The sequence below is a fragment of the Citrobacter sp. wls708 genome (genome assembly GCF_005281255.1).
Taxonomy (GTDB): Bacteria; Pseudomonadota; Gammaproteobacteria; order Enterobacterales; family Enterobacteriaceae; genus Citrobacter; species Citrobacter werkmanii.
Window position 1 is genome coordinate 717,587 of record NZ_SZXE01000016.1, and the last position, 17,761, is coordinate 735,347.

The 17,761-nt window shown below is 45.8% G+C and carries 17 protein-coding genes and 1 pseudogene; all 18 read right to left on the reverse strand.

What is annotated here, in order from left to right; all coding sequences use genetic code 11:
- Nucleotides 1–113: 113 nt before the first annotated feature.
- A complete protein-coding gene (locus tag FDW97_RS13080) occupies nt 114–1,310 on the reverse strand; it encodes an acyl-CoA reductase (RefSeq protein WP_085047740.1) in 1,197 nt (398 codons plus the stop codon).
- Entirely contained in the window at nt 1,294–2,379 is a 1,086-nt protein-coding gene (locus FDW97_RS13085) for an acyl-protein synthetase (RefSeq protein ID WP_137351138.1), read from the reverse strand. Before FDW97_RS13085 ends, FDW97_RS13080 begins: the two co-directional genes overlap by 17 nt.
- Complete coding sequence (locus tag FDW97_RS13090) at nt 2,363–3,742, reverse strand: AMP-binding protein (RefSeq protein WP_085047742.1); 1,380 nt, start codon at nt 3,740–3,742, stop codon at nt 2,363–2,365. The genes FDW97_RS13085 and FDW97_RS13090 overlap by 17 nt, the downstream gene beginning before the upstream one ends.
- Nucleotides 3,743–3,745: 3 nt before the next feature.
- The gene (locus FDW97_RS13095; RefSeq protein WP_085047743.1) at nt 3,746–4,708 is read right to left on the reverse strand and encodes a transketolase family protein; all 963 of its coding nucleotides are present in this window, start codon (nt 4,706–4,708) and stop codon (nt 3,746–3,748) included.
- Entirely contained in the window at nt 4,702–5,529 is an 828-nt protein-coding gene (locus tag FDW97_RS13100; protein ID WP_085047744.1) for a transketolase, read from the reverse strand. Before FDW97_RS13100 ends, FDW97_RS13095 begins: the two co-directional genes overlap by 7 nt.
- Nucleotides 5,526–6,269: an SDR family NAD(P)-dependent oxidoreductase gene (locus FDW97_RS13105; protein ID WP_085047775.1), complete on the reverse strand. Its 744-nt coding sequence runs from the start codon at nt 6,267–6,269 to the stop codon at nt 5,526–5,528. The genes FDW97_RS13100 and FDW97_RS13105 overlap by 4 nt, the downstream gene beginning before the upstream one ends.
- A 14-nt stretch (nt 6,270–6,283) precedes the next feature.
- Entirely contained in the window at nt 6,284–7,027 is a 744-nt protein-coding gene (locus FDW97_RS13110; RefSeq protein ID WP_137351156.1) for an SDR family NAD(P)-dependent oxidoreductase, read from the reverse strand.
- Nucleotides 7,028–7,030: 3 nt separating this feature from the next.
- Nucleotides 7,031–7,273 (reverse strand): acyl carrier protein, encoded by a 243-nt coding sequence (locus FDW97_RS13115; protein WP_137351157.1) that lies wholly within the window; start codon nt 7,271–7,273, stop codon nt 7,031–7,033.
- Nucleotides 7,274–7,388: 115 nt separating this feature from the next.
- The gene (locus FDW97_RS13120; RefSeq protein WP_085047745.1) at nt 7,389–8,033 is read right to left on the reverse strand and encodes an acetyltransferase; all 645 of its coding nucleotides are present in this window, start codon (nt 8,031–8,033) and stop codon (nt 7,389–7,391) included.
- Between the two features lie 75 nt (nt 8,034–8,108).
- Nucleotides 8,109–9,272: a DegT/DnrJ/EryC1/StrS aminotransferase family protein gene (locus tag FDW97_RS13125; RefSeq protein WP_085047746.1), complete on the reverse strand. Its 1,164-nt coding sequence runs from the start codon at nt 9,270–9,272 to the stop codon at nt 8,109–8,111.
- 439 nt (nt 9,273–9,711) lie between these two features.
- The gene (locus FDW97_RS13130) at nt 9,712–10,557 is read right to left on the reverse strand and encodes a class I SAM-dependent methyltransferase (protein WP_233638876.1); all 846 of its coding nucleotides are present in this window, start codon (nt 10,555–10,557) and stop codon (nt 9,712–9,714) included.
- A 126-nt stretch (nt 10,558–10,683) separates the two neighbouring features.
- Nucleotides 10,684–11,127: a flagellar export protein FliJ gene (gene fliJ, locus FDW97_RS13135; protein WP_137351139.1), complete on the reverse strand. Its 444-nt coding sequence runs from the start codon at nt 11,125–11,127 to the stop codon at nt 10,684–10,686.
- Between the two features lie 2 nt (nt 11,128–11,129).
- A complete protein-coding gene (gene fliI, locus FDW97_RS13140) occupies nt 11,130–12,470 on the reverse strand; it encodes a flagellar protein export ATPase FliI (protein ID WP_038637588.1) in 1,341 nt (446 codons plus the stop codon).
- The gene (gene fliH / locus FDW97_RS13145; RefSeq protein ID WP_137351140.1) at nt 12,463–13,173 is read right to left on the reverse strand and encodes a flagellar assembly protein FliH; all 711 of its coding nucleotides are present in this window, start codon (nt 13,171–13,173) and stop codon (nt 12,463–12,465) included. Before fliH ends, fliI begins: the two co-directional genes overlap by 8 nt.
- A 3-nt stretch (nt 13,174–13,176) precedes the next feature.
- Complete coding sequence (locus FDW97_RS13150) at nt 13,177–14,193, reverse strand: flagellar motor switch protein FliG (RefSeq protein ID WP_038637583.1); 1,017 nt, start codon at nt 14,191–14,193, stop codon at nt 13,177–13,179.
- Nucleotides 14,171–15,822, reverse strand: a pseudogene (gene fliF, locus FDW97_RS13155) (flagellar basal-body MS-ring/collar protein FliF). The gene FDW97_RS13150 and the pseudogene fliF overlap by 23 nt, the downstream one beginning before the upstream one ends.
- Before the next feature lie 4 nt (nt 15,823–15,826).
- On the reverse strand, nt 15,827–16,180 hold the full coding sequence (locus tag FDW97_RS13160) for a flagellar hook-basal body complex protein FliE (protein WP_038637576.1): 354 nt from the start codon (nt 16,178–16,180) through the stop codon (nt 15,827–15,829).
- A gap of 47 nt (nt 16,181–16,227) precedes the next feature.
- On the reverse strand, nt 16,228–17,214 hold the full coding sequence (locus FDW97_RS13165) for a sigma-54-dependent Fis family transcriptional regulator (RefSeq protein ID WP_038637572.1): 987 nt from the start codon (nt 17,212–17,214) through the stop codon (nt 16,228–16,230).
- Between the last annotated feature and the right edge of the window lie 547 nt (nt 17,215–17,761).

Genomic DNA, 17,761 nt, shown 5'->3' on the forward strand with positions numbered 1-17,761 from the left:
CAGATAAGTTAAAAACCATAGGGACTGGCTCATAATAAAGGTTACCCTTATCTAATTTTCTGTACTAGCGAGATTAAACCATAAGATGCCCCATTAAAAAGTGAGAGGGTCGATTATGCACTGATATTAATCGTCCTCGTCAGCATTGATATTAAATCATAGCCGTCCCATTTTAGAGAGAAATCAAGTGTATGTCCCAGACCTACCACTCGGTCAATTCCTCGGTGGCCACTGGCAAGCCAGTCATTAAGTATATCATCTTCAATACCAAACACAGCCAATGTCTGGCAACGTGAATGACAAATTGGGTTGATATCATCAATCGAGCCTGCTATATACTCCAGAAAGAAGCCACAGTTACCACGCCAATTCAGCGTATCAACTGTAAGTGATGGCAATTCGACGCGCACGATTCTATTGTTTTCCCCTCCTATTTTTTTCACCCCTGAAAATTGAGCACTTATCATGTAGAGTTGAGCCAATTTGTTAACTGCATAAATAGGTTCAAACTCGTAGCGCGCTGTCGCCAGAGCATCGAAGTGATGCCAAAATATTTCCCTGGCACGCTCGGTTTCTTTACCGAGCCACACAACCAAAGACGGGGAAGAACACGCATTTTGGTCGTTTAGCAACGTGTCATTATAAAATGACTGTGCCAGCTGATATTTTTCATCGTGCGCAAGATAGTGTTCCGCATTGATTAATGCGATAGAGTAACGATCAGCAAAAGTAATATCGAACGCACGCGCTGTGAGAGGAGAGAGCCGTATCTGGGCAATCGTTTCGTCCCCTCCCCAAATGATACGCGTATCGCACATCGCAGAGAGGATATCGTTGATATTTTTTTGCTTATCATAACGAACCAAACAAACTCTTGATTTTATTGCAGGATGAATTTCCAGTGCAGCTGCCATCAACTTGATGATAATAACAACCTGTGGATAGTCACGCCCAGGTAAACGTACGACATTTGCATTACCCGCCAGCAGACCAGTAAAAAGCGAATATGCAAAGTTAACCGCAACATTCCCCGGAGCAATATGAAACACCATACCACGCCCAAAGCGATGTTCCAGTGAACCACAGTTAGCTTGCATAAACGCAACTGAGGCCAAACGGCACCAAAACCCCAGACTTATCACGTCTGGCCAAACTTTCGCTTCTCTACTCCTTAATACCAAGCGTGAAAAACTGTCCAGAAAGGCTTTAACCTCTGGAGAAAAAGGAGGTAGAGAATTAAGGTTTGGCATTACACGTAGCAATGCCTCATTACCAAGGGTAAATGTTAAATCTTCAAAACTGTGCGGCATATATATCGCTACATCCTCGTAATTCAGCCTGCTTGAGACGTCCCATAATTCGAAAATACTTACCTTTACGCCCGCATAGACAGTCATCTTCGCCCAGCAAAACTCCTTCATCTTCGGTCAATAGTGAATGACCTGGGTAGGAATTGGGCAATATTGATAGCACCTGAATAATTCCAGGTTGACCAACAGCTGAAATAGAAAAATCCTGAGGGTCACGGATAATAATATCTGAGAAAATAGAAGTATGCAGATGACCATGTTCACATTGCATGTAGATACAACCGGTTTGTTCAACCATACCGTAATAATCATGTACTGATGATAACGAGCAGGTATAATAAAGTTTTTCAATAAATTCTTCAGGTGACACTGCTTCATTTTGCAGCTTTTTCCACCCCCCACCATGGATCAGCAACGCATTGCTTAAATCCAGTTTGCAGTTACTGTTAATAAGTGCTTTATAAAAATGCTGCCATACCATAAAGGTAAAACCAAAGAGCAGGATCCGTTTCCCTTGATGTTTCTGCAGAAACGCCTGAACCAGATTAAAATTCAATGACATTTTCTCATCTAATGCCCAAGCGCGATCGCTGCCAAAAAGCGAAAATCCCAAGATACCAGCCCCACGAGCAGAAAATTGAAATCTGTTTTTTAATACTTCTGGCGAATCAATAATCAGCAATGGTAAACGCCCTGCACCAGTAAACTGGCTAACAATTTTAACCAGTGTTTTTTGCTGACGGGAGGCAGTCATTTTATCCAGATAAATTCGTGATACGTGTTGTCCTGTGGTCCCTGAGGAGGTCATAGTTTTAACTACCTCACTATCAGATATACTTTTCAAATTAAGCAATTTAAAAAGCGACACAGGTAAAAATGGCAGTTTTGCAACGTCATCCATTGTGGCAGGTATAAATGACTGGGCATCCAACATACGACGATAGGGTTCACATTGTGCATAATGGTGTTCAGTTAGCAACCGCAATTGATTAAACAATATTGATTGCTTTTCATTATGCGCAAGCGAGTACGGCCCCAATGATAAGAGATCTTCAAACGAACAGCACATGATCTTTCAGCCTGTGATAAAGCGTTTTGCCAGCAGCATTTTTAGGAATTTCTTCAAGCACGATTACTCGGAATGCAGAATGATGTATTTTGCTGATCTTGCTTGCATATTGTTTCACTGCCCGAACTAAAGAAGTTTCGGTAATGAAGATGCACAAAAGATCATCACGGCCCTCGCATGCACAAGCCACCCCTGGAAATGCGGTTTTGAGCAACGCTTCCATCTCATCTAACCCAACGCGGTTACCAAATATTTTCAAAAATCGTTTCTTACGCCCAACAATGGTATAGAAACCTTCACTATCAAAACGAGCAATATCACCAGTGTGCAATGTACCGCCGAAGATGTCGCCGAGCGCCAGATCCTCACCACACTGCGCATAGCCGAGAGCCACGTTTTCACCACAATAGAGTAATTCACCCTCAGTATCCGGTGTGGTAATAACCTGACCATTCGCATCAAGCAGTAGAAACTCGCCACCAGGAATCGCACGGCCAATAGATCCATATTTACACCGAGCATGTTCGGGTGCCAGCCAGGCCATACGAGAGGTCGCCTCAGCAGCACCATACATCACAATAAATTTCTTGCCGCACTGCTCAGCGTAATCGGTATATTCCTGCTGTGTAGCAGGCGCAAGTTTTCCACCAGCTTGCGTCAAAGTGCGCAAATACGGGAGGTTCATTTGCATAAAACGTAGTCTTTTCAACAACTCCCATGTGTATGGAACCCCACTTAAGGAGCTTGCTTGCTCAGTGTGCACAAATTGCCAGAATTCACGCTGCATAACACTGTCCCGAGTCAGCAGCAGAGTTGCGCCAGCGCTCAGATGACTGTTTATAATCGATAGCCCGTACACATAATTCACAGGTAGGTTTACCAGACCACGTTCTCTGCTTTCAATTTCCAGATAACGCTTGATGCTACTGGCATTACTTTCCAGATTACGTTGGCTCAGACGAACCAGTTTTGGGCTACCTGTTGAGCCTGATGTTGTCACCAATAGTGCAAGTGATTCATGCATTGGCCATGGTGTTAGCCCAGTTGGTTGTAATCGATAATGTTCTCCATCAGCGCACCAAAGCAGCGTTGGCCGGTACGTATCAATCAGCTTAGAAAGAAGTTCATTATCAAGATCACTATCGAGCATTAATGCGACAGCATTTTTTCTAAGGCATGCCAGATAACCGATAACAGTCTCACAGTCGTTATTGCAAAAAATAAATACTAATGCTCGCTCAGGTATATCCTTAGCAACTGCCTGTACACAGTCAGTAAGCTCACCATAGGTTAAATTGATGCCGGAAGAGTCCACTAAGGCAGGCTGCGTAGATGAAATATTTTCAGTGTGCCAGAATGCCATAATTTACAGAGCTCCCAGAATCCTTGAAGTAACTTTCTCTGCAGTAAGCCCGCTTTGCTCCAGCATCCAACTATAGTCACCTGCTGGGGGGTACCCTTGTGGGATACCAATGTTAAGCAATTTTGGTCGCACCTCAACTCCGCCAACATACTCAGCAACCGCACTTCCTAATCCACCAATAACGCTATGTTCCTCAACTGTTACCAATAATTTTTTATCAAGATGTAAGGCAAGCAGTGCTTCATCAAGTGGTTTAAGGGTATGCATATCAATAACCGCAGCATCGACCTCATGATCCGCCAGTTGCCTGGCGACAGTCAGCGCAACATGCACCATGCTGCCCGTTGCAACGATAGCAATATCTTTACCATCTTTGAGATGAATCGCTTTACCTGGCACCAGTTCAAAGTCGTCTTTATATACAATTGGTGCCCGCATCCCTCCTGTCAGCCGCAAGTAAACGGGGCCTTGATGTTCAAAAGCAAGCTGCGTCATCTTCACTGTTGCAGTGCAATCTGCTGGAGAGAAAATGGCAATATTGGACACCGAACGCAGCATAGCCAGTTCTTCAATGCCATGATGCGTGGCACCAAACATACCGGTTGCAAGCCCAGAAGCGAGCCCCACCAGCTTCACATTCTCCTGCATATAGCCCAGATTCAAGCGAATCTGTTCAGCTGCACGCAAAGTGAGGAAGTTAGGAAACGACGTGACAAATGGTACAAATCCACTTGCAGCCAGACCCGATGCGATACCCACCATATTCTGTTCTGCAATGCCGGTGTTAAAGAAACGCTCAGGCCAGGTATTACTAAAACGGTCAAGACCAGAAGATTTGCACAGGTCGCCAGAAAGCGCCACTATCTGATGATTTTCACGCGCCATTTCCAACAACGCCAGACCAAATGTTCCACGCGATCCCAACATCGACCATGCGCGAATAGCAGAAGGTTTAATATCTAGCATGACGAACTCCCGTCAAGCTCAGATAGTGCGTCATTTAATTGCTGTGCCGAAATGCGATTACGATGAAATTCTTTATTATTTTCCATAAAAGAGACGCCTTTGCCTTTTACCGTATTGGCTATAATGACTTTAGGTTTACCGTTGGACGGTGCAGCAAAAGCATCAAGCAGTGCTCGCAGGTTATGACCGTCACACACTATTGTCTCCCAATGACAGGCTCTCCACAGGGCCTCAAGATCCATCTGCATGATATCGTCAGTATGACCATCGGATTGTAAGCCGTTACGATCAACAATCAGCGTCAGGTTATCTACTTTATAATGTGCAGCCATAAAAGCGCATTCCCATATAGCGCCTTCATTACATTCACCATCACCCACAAGTACATAGGTGTGCCAAACCTCGTTTTTCAGATGCCGTCCCAAAGCGAGTCCCGTAGCGAAAGATAGGCCTTGAGCCAGACTACCACCTGAAAAATCAATGCCATACTCGGCGTATTTTGTGGGATGTACCTGCAGTACTGACCCATTTAGCTCGAAGGTTTCAAGTTGTTCGGAAGTGATAATACCAAACTCAGAGAGCGTCGCATAAAGCCCCAACGCGGCATGTCCCTTGCTGAGAATAAATACATCACGATGCATATCAGTGATAGTTCTTGCATCGTAGTGCATTACGCTACCGTATAGGGCGCTCAGAATATCGACTATTGATAAGGCTGGTGAAACATGAACACCATCACCTGGTGCATGATGAGCTACGGTCAAAATACGCGTACGTATACGCCGCGCGGCACCATGAAGCTGTGAGAGATTTTTGGTCATCTAAGACCACCATCAACACGAATCGTCTGACCGGTGATATAACAAGAAAGCTCGCTTGCCAGGAACAGAGCTGCCCGAGCTATTTCGGTAGGCATGCCAACTCGCCCCAGATCGGTGCTATTTTTCGCATCCTCTACCACCTGAGCGGGCATCGTCAACAACATTTCAGTATCAGTAATACCAGGTGCTATACAGTTAGCACGGATCCCCTTTTCACCAAGCTCTGCAGCGATAGATTTAGTCATAGCAATAATCGCAGCCTTTGATGCGCCATAAGCCGATTTTCCCGGATTTCCATCTTCACCCGCTGTGGAAGCTATATTAATAATGCTGCCATGTTGATTCCGGGTCATCAATTTAGCTATATATTGCGTAAAGATATAGACGGAGAAGAAATTGACCTCAAACTGCTCCCGCAACTGCGATTCGCTAGTCATTTGAAACAGGCTGTTTAATGTAATCCCTGCATTATTTATCACAGCGTCCAGAGAGCGTTTGTCAGCCATGATCTTTTTAACGGCCAGTTTCATGGCGTTATAATCAGTCATATCAAAACTAATTGGCCAGATTTCGACATTATTGCGATGACTGATCTCATCCATACACTCGATAAAAGCATTATCGATGTTACGCACATGCGCATAGATATTCGCGCCACTGGCAGCAAAAACTTCGACCATAGCCAGTCCTATACCACGCCGACAACCTGTAATTAATACTGTTTTTCCTTGCATTAACATCATTGGTAACATCCTCACCCCATACCGCCATCAATGCGAATAATTTGCCCTGTGGTGTAGCTCGATATATCAGATGCCAACCAGAGTAATGCGCTAGCAACATCCTCTGGTCTTCCCAGGCGTTTTAATTTGCAACGCGCCATTTGACGTGTCATTACTTCATTTGACAACGATGCTGTCATTGCAGTACTGATAATTCCCGGCGCAACAGCATTAACACGAATCCCCTGTGGCCCCAGCTCTGCAGACATCGTTTTGGTCGCTGCAATCCATGCTGCTTTAGCACTAGCATAAGCAAGCTGCCCCGGATTACCATCAAGAGCAGATATACTGGATACATTAATAATGCTACCTTTTTTCTGACGTAACATTATCCGAACAATATATTGTGTAAACGCTATCTGCGCGAAGAAGTTAATAGCAAATGTCTTTTGCAATTGCTCCTGTGTGACCATCTGAAAATTAGCATCAAAGTTAACACCAGCAATATTAACCAGCACATCAACTGGTTTTTTAGTTTTCTGAATAGACATAGCTGCTTGCTTAATCGCATTGCCATCCAGCAAATCAAAATATACTGGTATAATAGTTGCCTGATATTTTTCGCTAAGATCACCGATAAAATCCATGAAGTCAGGATCAGGGAACTGGCAACAGGCAAATACTGTTGCGCCGGATCTCGCGAAGGTTTCAAGAGTGGTTTTACCAATCCCTTGTAGACAGCCTGTAATGACTACAGTTTTCGCGCTAAGCATAATCACTTAATCCTGAAGTTTGATATCATAATTCATTAAAATATCTTTACCTTTCTCCCAAGATGAAAATTCAATGATATCATCAGTATCCATCATAATATCGAAGGCATCTTCAAGTGCAGCAATCATTGTCATATGGCCAACGGAATCCCAAGCTGGGGTATCCTGATATTTATAGCCTGAAAGCATATCCTCTGAGATTTCAAAAGTTTCAATAAAAATACGATTATAAGTTTCTATATTAGACATCATCTCGCTCCTAAGCATGTGTAAAATTATCATTGTTTGCGGCCACCCATGACAATAACATATATCAGGACAAACCATTTAATAACAAAAAACCATCAACAATATCCAATATAAATTATTTGAATACCCTTTTTGACTCATTATGGCGAACAATTCTCGCTGGATTTCCAACGACAATAACTGCAGAGGTTATGTCCGAGAAAACTGCTGCTCCCATACTAATCACTGAATCATCACCAATATCAGTATGCTCCCGAATGACAGCATTCATCCCAATAAAGACACGCTCACCAACCTTAACATTGCCGGCAAAGTTGGCGAAAGATGAAACAACACTATTTTTCCCGATGAAACAGTCATGCCCTATGCTAGCATTTGGTTGCAGGAGGACATTCTGACCAATGACGCTATCACAGGAAATAAACACACCATGAAAAATAATGCTTCCTACGCCCACAAAAACATCATCACTAATTTTCGCTTGAGGATGTACCAATGTAGCAAGCGTGAAATTTCGCTCTAAAACTTTTTGCAATAATGAGTCACGCAGCGATGGTTCTCCAACCGCAATAACAATCTCGAATTCATCAGGTGTAATTGAGTCCAGTTTTAGAACAGGATATTTCTTAACCTGTCGATTGCTATTTATGTCATCAATAAAACAAATCTCTTCCCAACAGTAATTTGAAGCATGTATTTGTTGTGCGAGCTGAAGCGTTTCCCTACCGAGACCACCCGCACCATAGATAGCTAGTTTCATTTTTATCTCAATTTTCTTGCTACAAGGTCAAAATATTAAGTCCCATCATAAAATATAGCCTTAATGGGAAAATGTTTATTCACCCACACCCACCAGGCGGTCTTCTTTTACCCACCTACTCTCTTTTCCAGTCGTTGTCATTTTATAGATAATACTGACAATTCGTTCCTGATCTGTAATCGTAAGCCCAGGATAAATAGGCAGACAAAGCACTGTATCTGCAATAGTGTTCGCATTAGGTAATTTATCTGGTGAAGCACTGGGTAATCCCCGATACATAGCAAAAGAGGTAATCAGCGGATAGAAGTAACGACGAGTAAAAATACCTTCGTCTTTAAGCCCTTCATATATTTCATCACGTGTGCACGAACATTTTTTTGTAATTAAAACAGGGCAATATGCATAATTCCAGATAGTATCTTCTGGGGGTTGAATAAAAGCGACACCCGGTATCGTAGCAAGCATTTTGCTGTAACGTTGATAAATAGCAGCACGTTCAGCAAGAGCAGTGTCGATATATTTTAACTGCAGAAGACCAAATGCAGCCTCAACTTCATGCATTTTTGCATTAATACCAGGTGCAACAATACGAGTTTCCCCCGCAAAGCCGAAGTTTTTAAGATAATCAATCCGCTCTTTGGTGCGGACGTCATGACAAATAATTGCTCCACCTTCAAACGTGTTGAAAACTTTTGTCGCATGAAAACTGAGTATAGAGAGGTCTCCAAAGTTCAATATACTGTTTTTTCGTAACTTCACCCCAAACGCGTGGGCAGCATCATAAATAACCTTTAGTCCATATATATCGGCGATACGTTCAATACTATCTACATCACAGGGAACACCGTAGCAATGTACGGGTAGTATAGCGGTCGTTTGTGGGGTAATAAGTGCTTCGATACTTTTTGGATTAATATTAAATGTAACTGGATCGATATCAGCAAAAACAGGCGTTAGTCCATTCCATAACAAACTATGAGACGTCGCAACAAATGAATATGGCGTGGTAATGACTTCACCACTGATTCTCAGCGTCTGCATCGCAGTCAACAATGCAAGTGTACCATTGGCAAATAAACAAACGTATTTTACGCCAAGATATTCTGCCAATGCCCGTTCCAACTCCTGGTGAAACTCTCCACCATTAGTGAGTATCTTATTACTCCATATTCTCTCAAGAAATGGAACAAATTCATCCAAAGGAGGTAATAGCGGACTAGTGACAAAAATATCCTTCATATTATACTTAACCCCCTATTAATCTTACCATTCTATCCAAGACACTAATCCAGTGTCAGTTAATTTTTGGTAATTCAAATCTCTTTAATAAGTAGACAAGAACCAAGCCGTGCCGAGCCAGAGCATTAAAATATCCGATGTAATACATCTATAAAGATAATGACACAATCCACTTTATGGATTTTATAAAGTGGATTATAGTTATAATATCAACGCTCATCAACAATAACCACTAAGGTGGTTGAAACATTATCACCCCTTGCAAAATAAAAATAATATTAAAACATTAAAATTTAATTAACCATTAAAAACAACAGGTTACGAACAACATCAAATTAATATTATTCTTCCAAACATACATAATTAATGATTGGAATCATGTACTCACATCGGTGGTGAAAAATCATGTCCGTGTCAATTCAACATCTAGATGATGGACTCATCTCGTTTTCCAATAGTCCATAAACCCATCTTTACCGTACAACCAAAAAACTTGTAACTCTTTGTTTATTTTATCGACCAATGGTTTTATTTCTTTGTAAGGTTTACGTAGCAATGCCCATGTTTTACTATGTGGGCTATAAATAGAAGATTGGTATCCCCATTGTTCCATAAGCATGCTCATACTTTTATTGGTATGCACTGCAGTATGAACCGGAATATCAATATAGAACCAATTAGGATCATGAGGTACTCGTTCTACTACAACGGTATGAACTAATAACGCTCCATCTTCTGAAACCAAATTATTCACTTCATCAAGATCTTTTCTTGTCAATACATGTTCAAACATTGCCGAATTTATCACAATCGGCCAAGTCTTATTATAGATATTACATTCATATTGCAACAATTCATTTTTCACATACTTATCATAACATTTTATGTTTCTATCATAATACTTCTGAAAAATATTACGCAATGTTCCATACCCAGCCGCGTAATCTAAAATATCACTACCATCTACAATATTATTTCTTATAAGCAACTCAACCATCATAGCTTGTTCTAAATAGGGTGGTTGATTCCCTAAGTTTCTGCCCGCTGCACTTTCATTATAGTGATGATAGTTATTATTTAGTTCCTCCCATTCCTGGGGGGAAAGATTCCGATGTGTTTCTGAAAGTGAAAAACCACAGCAAGAGCATTCCAAATAAGTAATCGGCAACAAATTACGAGTTAGTTTTTTCACTATTGGCTCAGACATTTCCGGATTGTAAAAACCATCCTTTTTAAAATAAAACCTCATATCAGAACCACAAATAATACACTTTTCTTGCATCACACCATCCCATAATAAATTAATTGAATCATCGTGGATAAGAGAACTCGATATAGCTTATTTTAATTACACCAGAATGCATATTTATCGAATGAAAAACATCAAATGTGCCGAAAGTAATGATCGTTTTCATACCAGTCCCAGCGTCTTCTGTCTTAGCCAACATTGCGCGGCGATTTCATCTACGGCTTTTTGCTCTTTTACCTGCGCCTCATTGCTCAGCGCGTAACGCTTATCTGCCAACGTCATGGCGACAATTTTCTCTTCACAAGCCGCGGCGACCAGATTTTTTTGAATACGCTGCTCTTTGATTTTAGCCAGCGTTTTTTCCTGTTCCTGCCAGGCAATCACCGTGCGTAGCGTGCCTTTGTATCCGGTCACGTTTTTGAGTGATTCAACGGAAGGGGCGTCAACGCCTGGGCCGGTTTTTTGAATAAGGTAACCCAGCGCTTTGATGTTATTGTCAAAGCCGGTACAGACCTGCTGCTGTTTAGCCAACTGGACCGTCATGTCTTTGACTGATTTATCCCGCAGACGCTGCAACTGCGCCAGGGTATCAATAATTTGCCGCATGATTATTTACCTTCCGTTTTCTTTGCCTGGGGGAAAAGGGCCTGTAAACGACTTTGCACCAGTTCAAGTGACGCGGGTTCACTTACCTCCTGACGCAGGAAACGCTCGATGGCGGGGAACACTTTGACGGCTTTATCAACGCTGGGATCGGCTCCGGCAACATAGCCCCCCAACGGGATCAGCGGCTTAATTTCCATATAGGCGGCATAGTTTTGCTTCAACAGACGGGCCGATTGCTGATGCTCGTAGGGCGTAACCTGGGTCATGCATCGACTGATCGACTGCCCAATATCAATGGCTGGATAATGCCCGGCTTCCGCCAGCTTACGGGTCAGTACGATATGCCCATCCAACACCGCGCGCGCGCAGTCAACGATTGGATCCTGTTGGTCGTCCCCTTCCGCCAGCACCGTGTAAATGGCGGTCATTGATCCTTCACTTTCACTGTTGCCGGCGCTTTCCACAAGCTTAGGGATCATACCGAACGCCGAGGGCGGATAGCCTTTCGTCGCCGGAGGTTCTCCTAATGACAACGCGATCTCGCGCTGCGCCATGGCATAACGGGTTAACGAATCCACCAGCAATAAAACGTGATGCCCACGATCGCGAAACCAGGCGGCGATAGAGTGGCACAGCTCGGTGGCTTTCAAACGCATCAACGGCGACTCATCCGCCGGAGCCGCCACGATAATGGATTTTGCCAACCCTTCCGCGCCCAGCGAGTGATCGATAAACTCTTTCACCTCGCGGCCACGCTCGCCAATTAACCCCACCACCACGATGTCGGCCTTGGTCTGGCGGGTGATCATCCCCAGCAGCACACTTTTTCCCACGCCGCTGCCAGCCATCAACCCCACGCGCTGGCCTTTGCCGATAGTTAATAACCCGTTGATTGCTTTTACACCAACATCCAGCGGTTGGTTCACCGACCGACGCGTAAGGGGGTTGATAGACGGCGCCTGAGGTGGCAGCACATCATTGCCGGTCAGACGGCCTTTGGCATCCAGCGGTTCGCCCAGGCCATTGACCACCCGCCCCAGCCAGCTTTCGCTGATCAGGATCTCCTGGGCTTTTTCTTCGGGGAATACGCGCGCCCCCGCCATCAGTCCGACGGGGTGTTTGAAGGGCATCAGGTAGGTGATATCACGATTAAATCCTACCGCCTGCGCGTCGATCAGCGTATGGTTTGCGCTTTCAACACGGCACAATTGGCCGGTTACCAACGGGCAGCCCACGCTCTCCAGCAAAATACCGTTCACGCGAACCAGTCGCCCGGCAACCCGGGCTAAAGGAATCGACTCAATAGAACGCAGCGCGTTGTCGAAGCTGGAAAGATCACTCACCCATCGGCTCCGGCAGCAGCGACTCTTTAAGAGCCGACATACATTGCTCGAGGCGATGCTCGCAGCCAATATCCAGCTCGGATTTATCGGTAATCACCCGACACTCGCCCGCCTGTAGATCGGGAGAGGGAGTCAGTCCCCAGGCTGTGACCTTCTCAGGCGCGACATCTTTGATGCGGTTAAATTCTTCGTTACTCAGCAGCACCTGTAGCGACTCAGGCATCGCCGGAAAGGCCGAAATTGCCTCTTCGACCAACGATAATAGCTGCGTCGGTTGCAGCGCCAGCTCACAGCGAATCACCTGGCGGGTCACCTTTTCAACCAGCTGCAACAGGTCTTCCCGCTGTTTACGCTGGACGTGCGCCAGATAGTCATTCACTTTGCCGGAGATAGCCTCCAGCGGCTGGGCGGCGCGTTCAAACTGCTTGCGCCCTTCCTGCTGTCCGGCCAGGCTGCCTTCAGTGTATCCCTGACGACGGCCTTCATCGTGCCCCTTCTGATGACCTTCCTGAAAACCCTGCTCCTGGCCTTCGGTCATCCCCTGCTCAAAACCTTTTTGCAGCCCTTCCTGGAAGCCGTCCATCAGTTGGCGCTGATAATCCGCCGGAGTAATCCCCGGCGTGAGCTGTTCAGCCTGTAGATGGCGCTGGCGAGGAGGAAAACGATGCAGCCGGTAACGACCACGAATAGTTTCAATCGCCATAGGTTACTCCGCCGTCTGTTCAGCAAACAGCTGTAGCTGTATTTCACCCGCTTCCTCAAGTTCGCGGGCAATTCCCATGATTTCACGGCGTATCTGCTCAATACGGCTCACCGGAACCGGACCAAGACGTGAGGTTATCGCCTCCAGTTGTTGTACCTGACGCTTAGGCATCACGGCATAAATCGAACGGCGTAACAGCGCTTCAGTACCTTTCAGCGCCACCGCCCAATCTTCCATCGGTACTTCGTCCAGCAGACGACGACGCACTTCGTCAGTTTGGCGGCTCAGAATAAAGAAGTCGTACATTTCATCCTGCAACTGTTCGAGCACATTTTCATCGCGTTCGCGCAGCTGATCGAGAATCACCTGTTGATTCCCCTGGAAGCGGTTCACGATATCCGCAGCCTGCTTGATCCCTTTCACTTTCGAGCCATGTTCAGAAAGTACCGACAGCCCACGCTCGATCAAACGATCCAGCTCATCCACCACGTCCCTGTTCACATCGTTCAGTTTAGCTACGCGATAGAGGATCTCGTTTTGCACTGACTCATTCATGTAAGACAGTACCGTGGCCGAGATCTCTGGCGTCAGGAAGGCAAGAAATACGGCCTGTAGCTGCAAATGCTCTTCTGAGATCAGTATCGCCAACTGGCGCGGCTCCACCCACTGTAAACGCGCCATCCGCGAACGGATCTCATCGCCATAAATACCGTTGATCACGCTGCTGGCGATTTCTGTGCCCAGCGCTTTATTGAGGATCCCTTGCAGCATGGAACGCGATGCGCCGTTGATACCGCTTTGTTCGCGGAATTCATCAAAAAAGTTATTGATCACTTTTTTAGCTATGCTGGTTTTTACCCCAGACAGACGCGCCATGTTTTCACTCAGGCGAACCACCTCTTCGCGGCTGAGTTTTTGCATCACCGTGGCTGCCGCCTCCTCGCCCAGACACAGCAATAAAATTGCGGCCTGTTCCAGATAGCTATTGTTGCTGCCGTTATTTATTGTCAATTCGCTCATTGCTGGTAATCCATTGTCTGAGAACTTCAGCTACGCGATCGGTGTCGCTCATCGCCAGTTTTTGCAGGAACTCCAGCTTCACTTCCAGACCGGAGCTCTGCGAAGGCAGGCTATCGTCACCAGGGAAAGAAGGCAGTTCGATATTTTTACGTTCATCTTCAGCGGCCGCAAAATGGGGTTTGTCCGCAGGAATCGCGATCGGTGCGGCGTCCAGCGCCAGCTCTGGCGCCGACGTCCGGCGACGTTCGGCGGTCAACCGTTTCATGACCGGGCGAACAACAAACACCAGTAACAGCAGAGCCAACAGACCGCAGCCAATCAGACGCACCCAGGCCAGAATGTCGTCATCCTTCCAAAAGGGGACCACCGGCTCGACGGGGATCGACTGCGGCACAAAATTAAGCAGCGATAAAGACAGATTGTCGCCACGCCTGGCATCAATCCCGGCGGCGTTATTCAACAGCGCCGTCAATTGCGTGGTTTGCTCCGGTTTCCAGTTCTTCAACGCAGGCGCGCTCTGGTTAAGTACCACAGCCACATTTAAACGTTTAATGTCGAAACCGGGATGCTGGATATGTTCAACGCTACGGTCCCAGGAGTAGTCGCGTTTGTTCTCGCTATGCTTTGACAACGCAGCGGGCTGGTTAGATTCCTCTGGCGCGCTTCCATTGGCGCCATTCGTCACTTGATTTGCCGCCACTGGAGGACGATTACTCAGCGAGCCGGGGATCCCCATGGCGATTTGGCTGGTATCGCTATCGAGTACCGTCTCTTCACGGTTAACTTTTGGCGTGTCGCCGTAATGCTCCTGGGTTTCGTCGATATTGCTCAGATCGAGATCCGGCATCACGCTCACCCGGTAGTTGCCAGTGCCGACCAGCGAGTCGAGAACATTTGCGAGGCTGGCGCGGGTCTTATCCTGAATATCTTTGAGGATCTGGTCGCGCTTACGCGTCGCCGCAGAAACCGCTTCACCCGCGCCAATACCATCGGACAATAAATTCCCCGCCTGGTCGACAACGCTGACCTGCGAAGCTTTCAAATCAGGCACGCTGCCGGACACCAGGTGCACGATAGCATTCACCTGGTCCAGATCCAGCTTGCTGCCATAATGCAGACGTACCACCACCGAGGCGCTGTTTTGCGGTTCGTCGCTGACGACAAAGGAACTCTCTTCATTCAGCGCCAGATGCACTCGGGCGCTCTCGACGGCGTCCAGCGTCATGATGCTCTGCGCCAGTTCGCCTTCCAGACTCCGCTTGTAGCGGACGTTTTGCACAAACTGACTGGCGCCCAGCACTTCATCTTTATCCATCAGTTCATAGCCGCTGGGCAGCATGGCCTGAACGCCTTTCGCCGCCAGCGTCATTCGCGTTTTGGACAAGGCCTCTTCCGGAACCAGAATTTGTCCGCTTTGCGGATCGATCCGGTATTCCAGCTTTTCACCATCCAGTACGGTGACGATCTGCGAAACCGGGATATTCTCCTGGCTACCGTACAGCGAAACATAGCCGTGGTTGCCATTCCATAGCACGCTGACAATAATGGCGGTAGCAGACGTTTATTACCATCCAGCCTGAAAGAGAAGGATGGTAAAAACTGAGTAACTTTTTTTATTAGTTCATTCATAGCGTTAGACTGACATGCTCATCAGGTCATTGAATCCGGAAGCGACTTTATTACGTACCTGCACCAGCGCGGAAAACGATAACGATGCCTGCTGGCTGGCGATCATCGCCCCCGCCAGGTCGTCGCTTTTCCCCATCTCAATGGCCGTTTGTTTTTGTTCCGCAACCTGCTGGAACCGATCAACATGATTCAGCGCCCCTTGCATAACGCGGTCGAACGAAACCGGAGATGATGCCTGCTGGGCGTTAACCTGCATCGGCGAAAGGACGGGCGCTTGCGCGACCGCTTTCATCTGCTGCATGTCCTGCATCATTTGCGTCTGCATCGTACTGGCTGGGGCTATCGTATTTATGCTCATGACCTACTCTTAAAATTAGAAAAGCGTTCTCGGTACCACAGACTGATTCAGGAAAATATCTCTATTCCCTGTTTTCGCATTGATGCCAGACGATAACGAAGCGCACGTGGGGTGATTCCTAATAAATCAGCGATTTTGGTTTTATTACCCTGATATTTGCGCATCAGGTCAGCGATATATTGATACTGCGCGCTACGACCATGCTGGCCCAGATTGGCGCTGGTGGTGATTTGCGCGCTGGGTTTAGGTTGCCATTGCGGCTCGCTCCAGGAATCGGACTCAATAGATGGCAGACCTAACGTATCTGGATAAATAACGCCATCACGATTAAGGATCATTCCTCGTTGAATCGCGTTCTCCAGTTGGCGTACGTTACCCGGCCACGCATAGCTGAGTAATGCCCGGCGTGACGATTCAGAAAGCTTGATATTTTTTACCAGCACCGTGGAGTATTTTTTAATAAAGGATTCCGCCAACGGGATAATATCTTCCATACGCTCGCGCAAGGGCGGCATCGTCAACGGAATCACTGACATGCGATAATAGAGATCTTCTCTGAAGCGTCCTGCCGCAACCTCTTCTTCAAGGTTTTTATTGGTGCAGGCAATTAAACGAAAATTTAATTTGATGAGACGGTTACTGCCTAAACGCTCAACCTGTTGTTCCTGTAATACGCGCAGTATCTTGGCCTGTAGCGCCAACGGCATATCACCGATCTCATCCAGCAACAATGTACCGTTATTAGCTAATTCCATCTTTCCCGGTACGGTGGCCACTGCCCCGGTAAATGCCCCTTTATCATAACCAAAAAGCGTTGCTTCCAGCATATTTTCAGGAATAGCAGCGCAATTCACACCGATATAAGGCGCCGACGCCTCCTGCGCAAATGCAATCGAGTGGATAAATTTGGCGATACATTCTTTACCCGTACCGGTTTCGCCATGGATAAGTACTGGAACATTAAAAGCAGCAATACGTCTTGCCATTGAAAAAACGTTAATGCTGGAGGCTGCTTCGGCAATAAGTTCAAACATGATTATTTACACTTAGAAGTAAAGTTAACATCCGTTACGAGAAATATACAAATCATTCCAAAGCACAATCATCGAATAATAGATATCACCCGTGCCATGTCTTAATCCCATCCTTGCTCATGTTTTACCGCCCTTTCACAGGGCAGCCCTATCGGAGACTATTTTCAAATAGGGTTTTTCCTAAAAAAATACTATCACCGGTATCATTAACAATCTTAAATTAAAAGATAATAAAAATATTATTCCTTGAAAAACAACGCACTACAAGAAAATCAGCATAAAAAACAGACAACAAGATAACCCTACGCAGCGACAGACTGTAGGCGGGCAACATCACGGATATGTAATTAATTATTTTTTAATTATAGTTCATCACCATTAATAACTTGCAGAAGGGAGGGGTAAAATATCTAATATCCAGCCCTGGATCAGTGAAGAGCCCAGGTACTGCATTTCATATCTAATGGACTTCAACACTATGAGAATAGCGTCAAGGATGAGTAATAAATTAAATGGATTTGTATTTTCTTTGATAACCGCGGGATTT

What these genes read in the sequence shown, in the direction of transcription:
- FDW97_RS13090 (WP_085047742.1), bottom strand. Translation starts at nt 3,742, where the DNA reads ATGGCATTCTGGCACACTGAAAATATTTCATCTACGCAGCCTGCCTTA.
- FDW97_RS13080 (WP_085047740.1), bottom strand. Translation starts at nt 1,310, where the DNA reads ATGCCGCACAGTTTTGAAGATTTAACATTTACCCTTGGTAATGAGGCA.
- FDW97_RS13150 (WP_038637583.1), bottom strand. Translation starts at nt 14,193, where the DNA reads ATGAGCGAATTGACAATAAATAACGGCAGCAACAATAGCTATCTGGAA.
- fliH (WP_137351140.1), bottom strand. Translation starts at nt 13,173, where the DNA reads ATGGCGATTGAAACTATTCGTGGTCGTTACCGGCTGCATCGTTTTCCT.
- FDW97_RS13105 (WP_085047775.1), bottom strand. Translation starts at nt 6,269, where the DNA reads ATGTTAATGCAAGGAAAAACAGTATTAATTACAGGTTGTCGGCGTGGT.
- FDW97_RS13125 (WP_085047746.1), bottom strand. Translation starts at nt 9,272, where the DNA reads ATGAAGGATATTTTTGTCACTAGTCCGCTATTACCTCCTTTGGATGAA.
- FDW97_RS13095 (WP_085047743.1), bottom strand. Translation starts at nt 4,708, where the DNA reads ATGCTAGATATTAAACCTTCTGCTATTCGCGCATGGTCGATGTTGGGA.
- fliJ (WP_137351139.1), bottom strand. Translation starts at nt 11,127, where the DNA reads ATGCGGCAAATTATTGATACCCTGGCGCAGTTGCAGCGTCTGCGGGAT.
- FDW97_RS13085 (WP_137351138.1), bottom strand. Translation starts at nt 2,379, where the DNA reads ATGTGCTGTTCGTTTGAAGATCTCTTATCATTGGGGCCGTACTCGCTT.
- FDW97_RS13160 (WP_038637576.1), bottom strand. Translation starts at nt 16,180, where the DNA reads ATGAGCATAAATACGATAGCCCCAGCCAGTACGATGCAGACGCAAATG.
- FDW97_RS13115 (WP_137351157.1), bottom strand. Translation starts at nt 7,273, where the DNA reads ATGTCTAATATAGAAACTTATAATCGTATTTTTATTGAAACTTTTGAA.
- FDW97_RS13165 (WP_038637572.1), bottom strand. Translation starts at nt 17,214, where the DNA reads ATGTTTGAACTTATTGCCGAAGCAGCCTCCAGCATTAACGTTTTTTCA.
- FDW97_RS13100 (WP_085047744.1), bottom strand. Translation starts at nt 5,529, where the DNA reads ATGACCAAAAATCTCTCACAGCTTCATGGTGCCGCGCGGCGTATACGT.
- FDW97_RS13120 (WP_085047745.1), bottom strand. Translation starts at nt 8,033, where the DNA reads ATGAAACTAGCTATCTATGGTGCGGGTGGTCTCGGTAGGGAAACGCTT.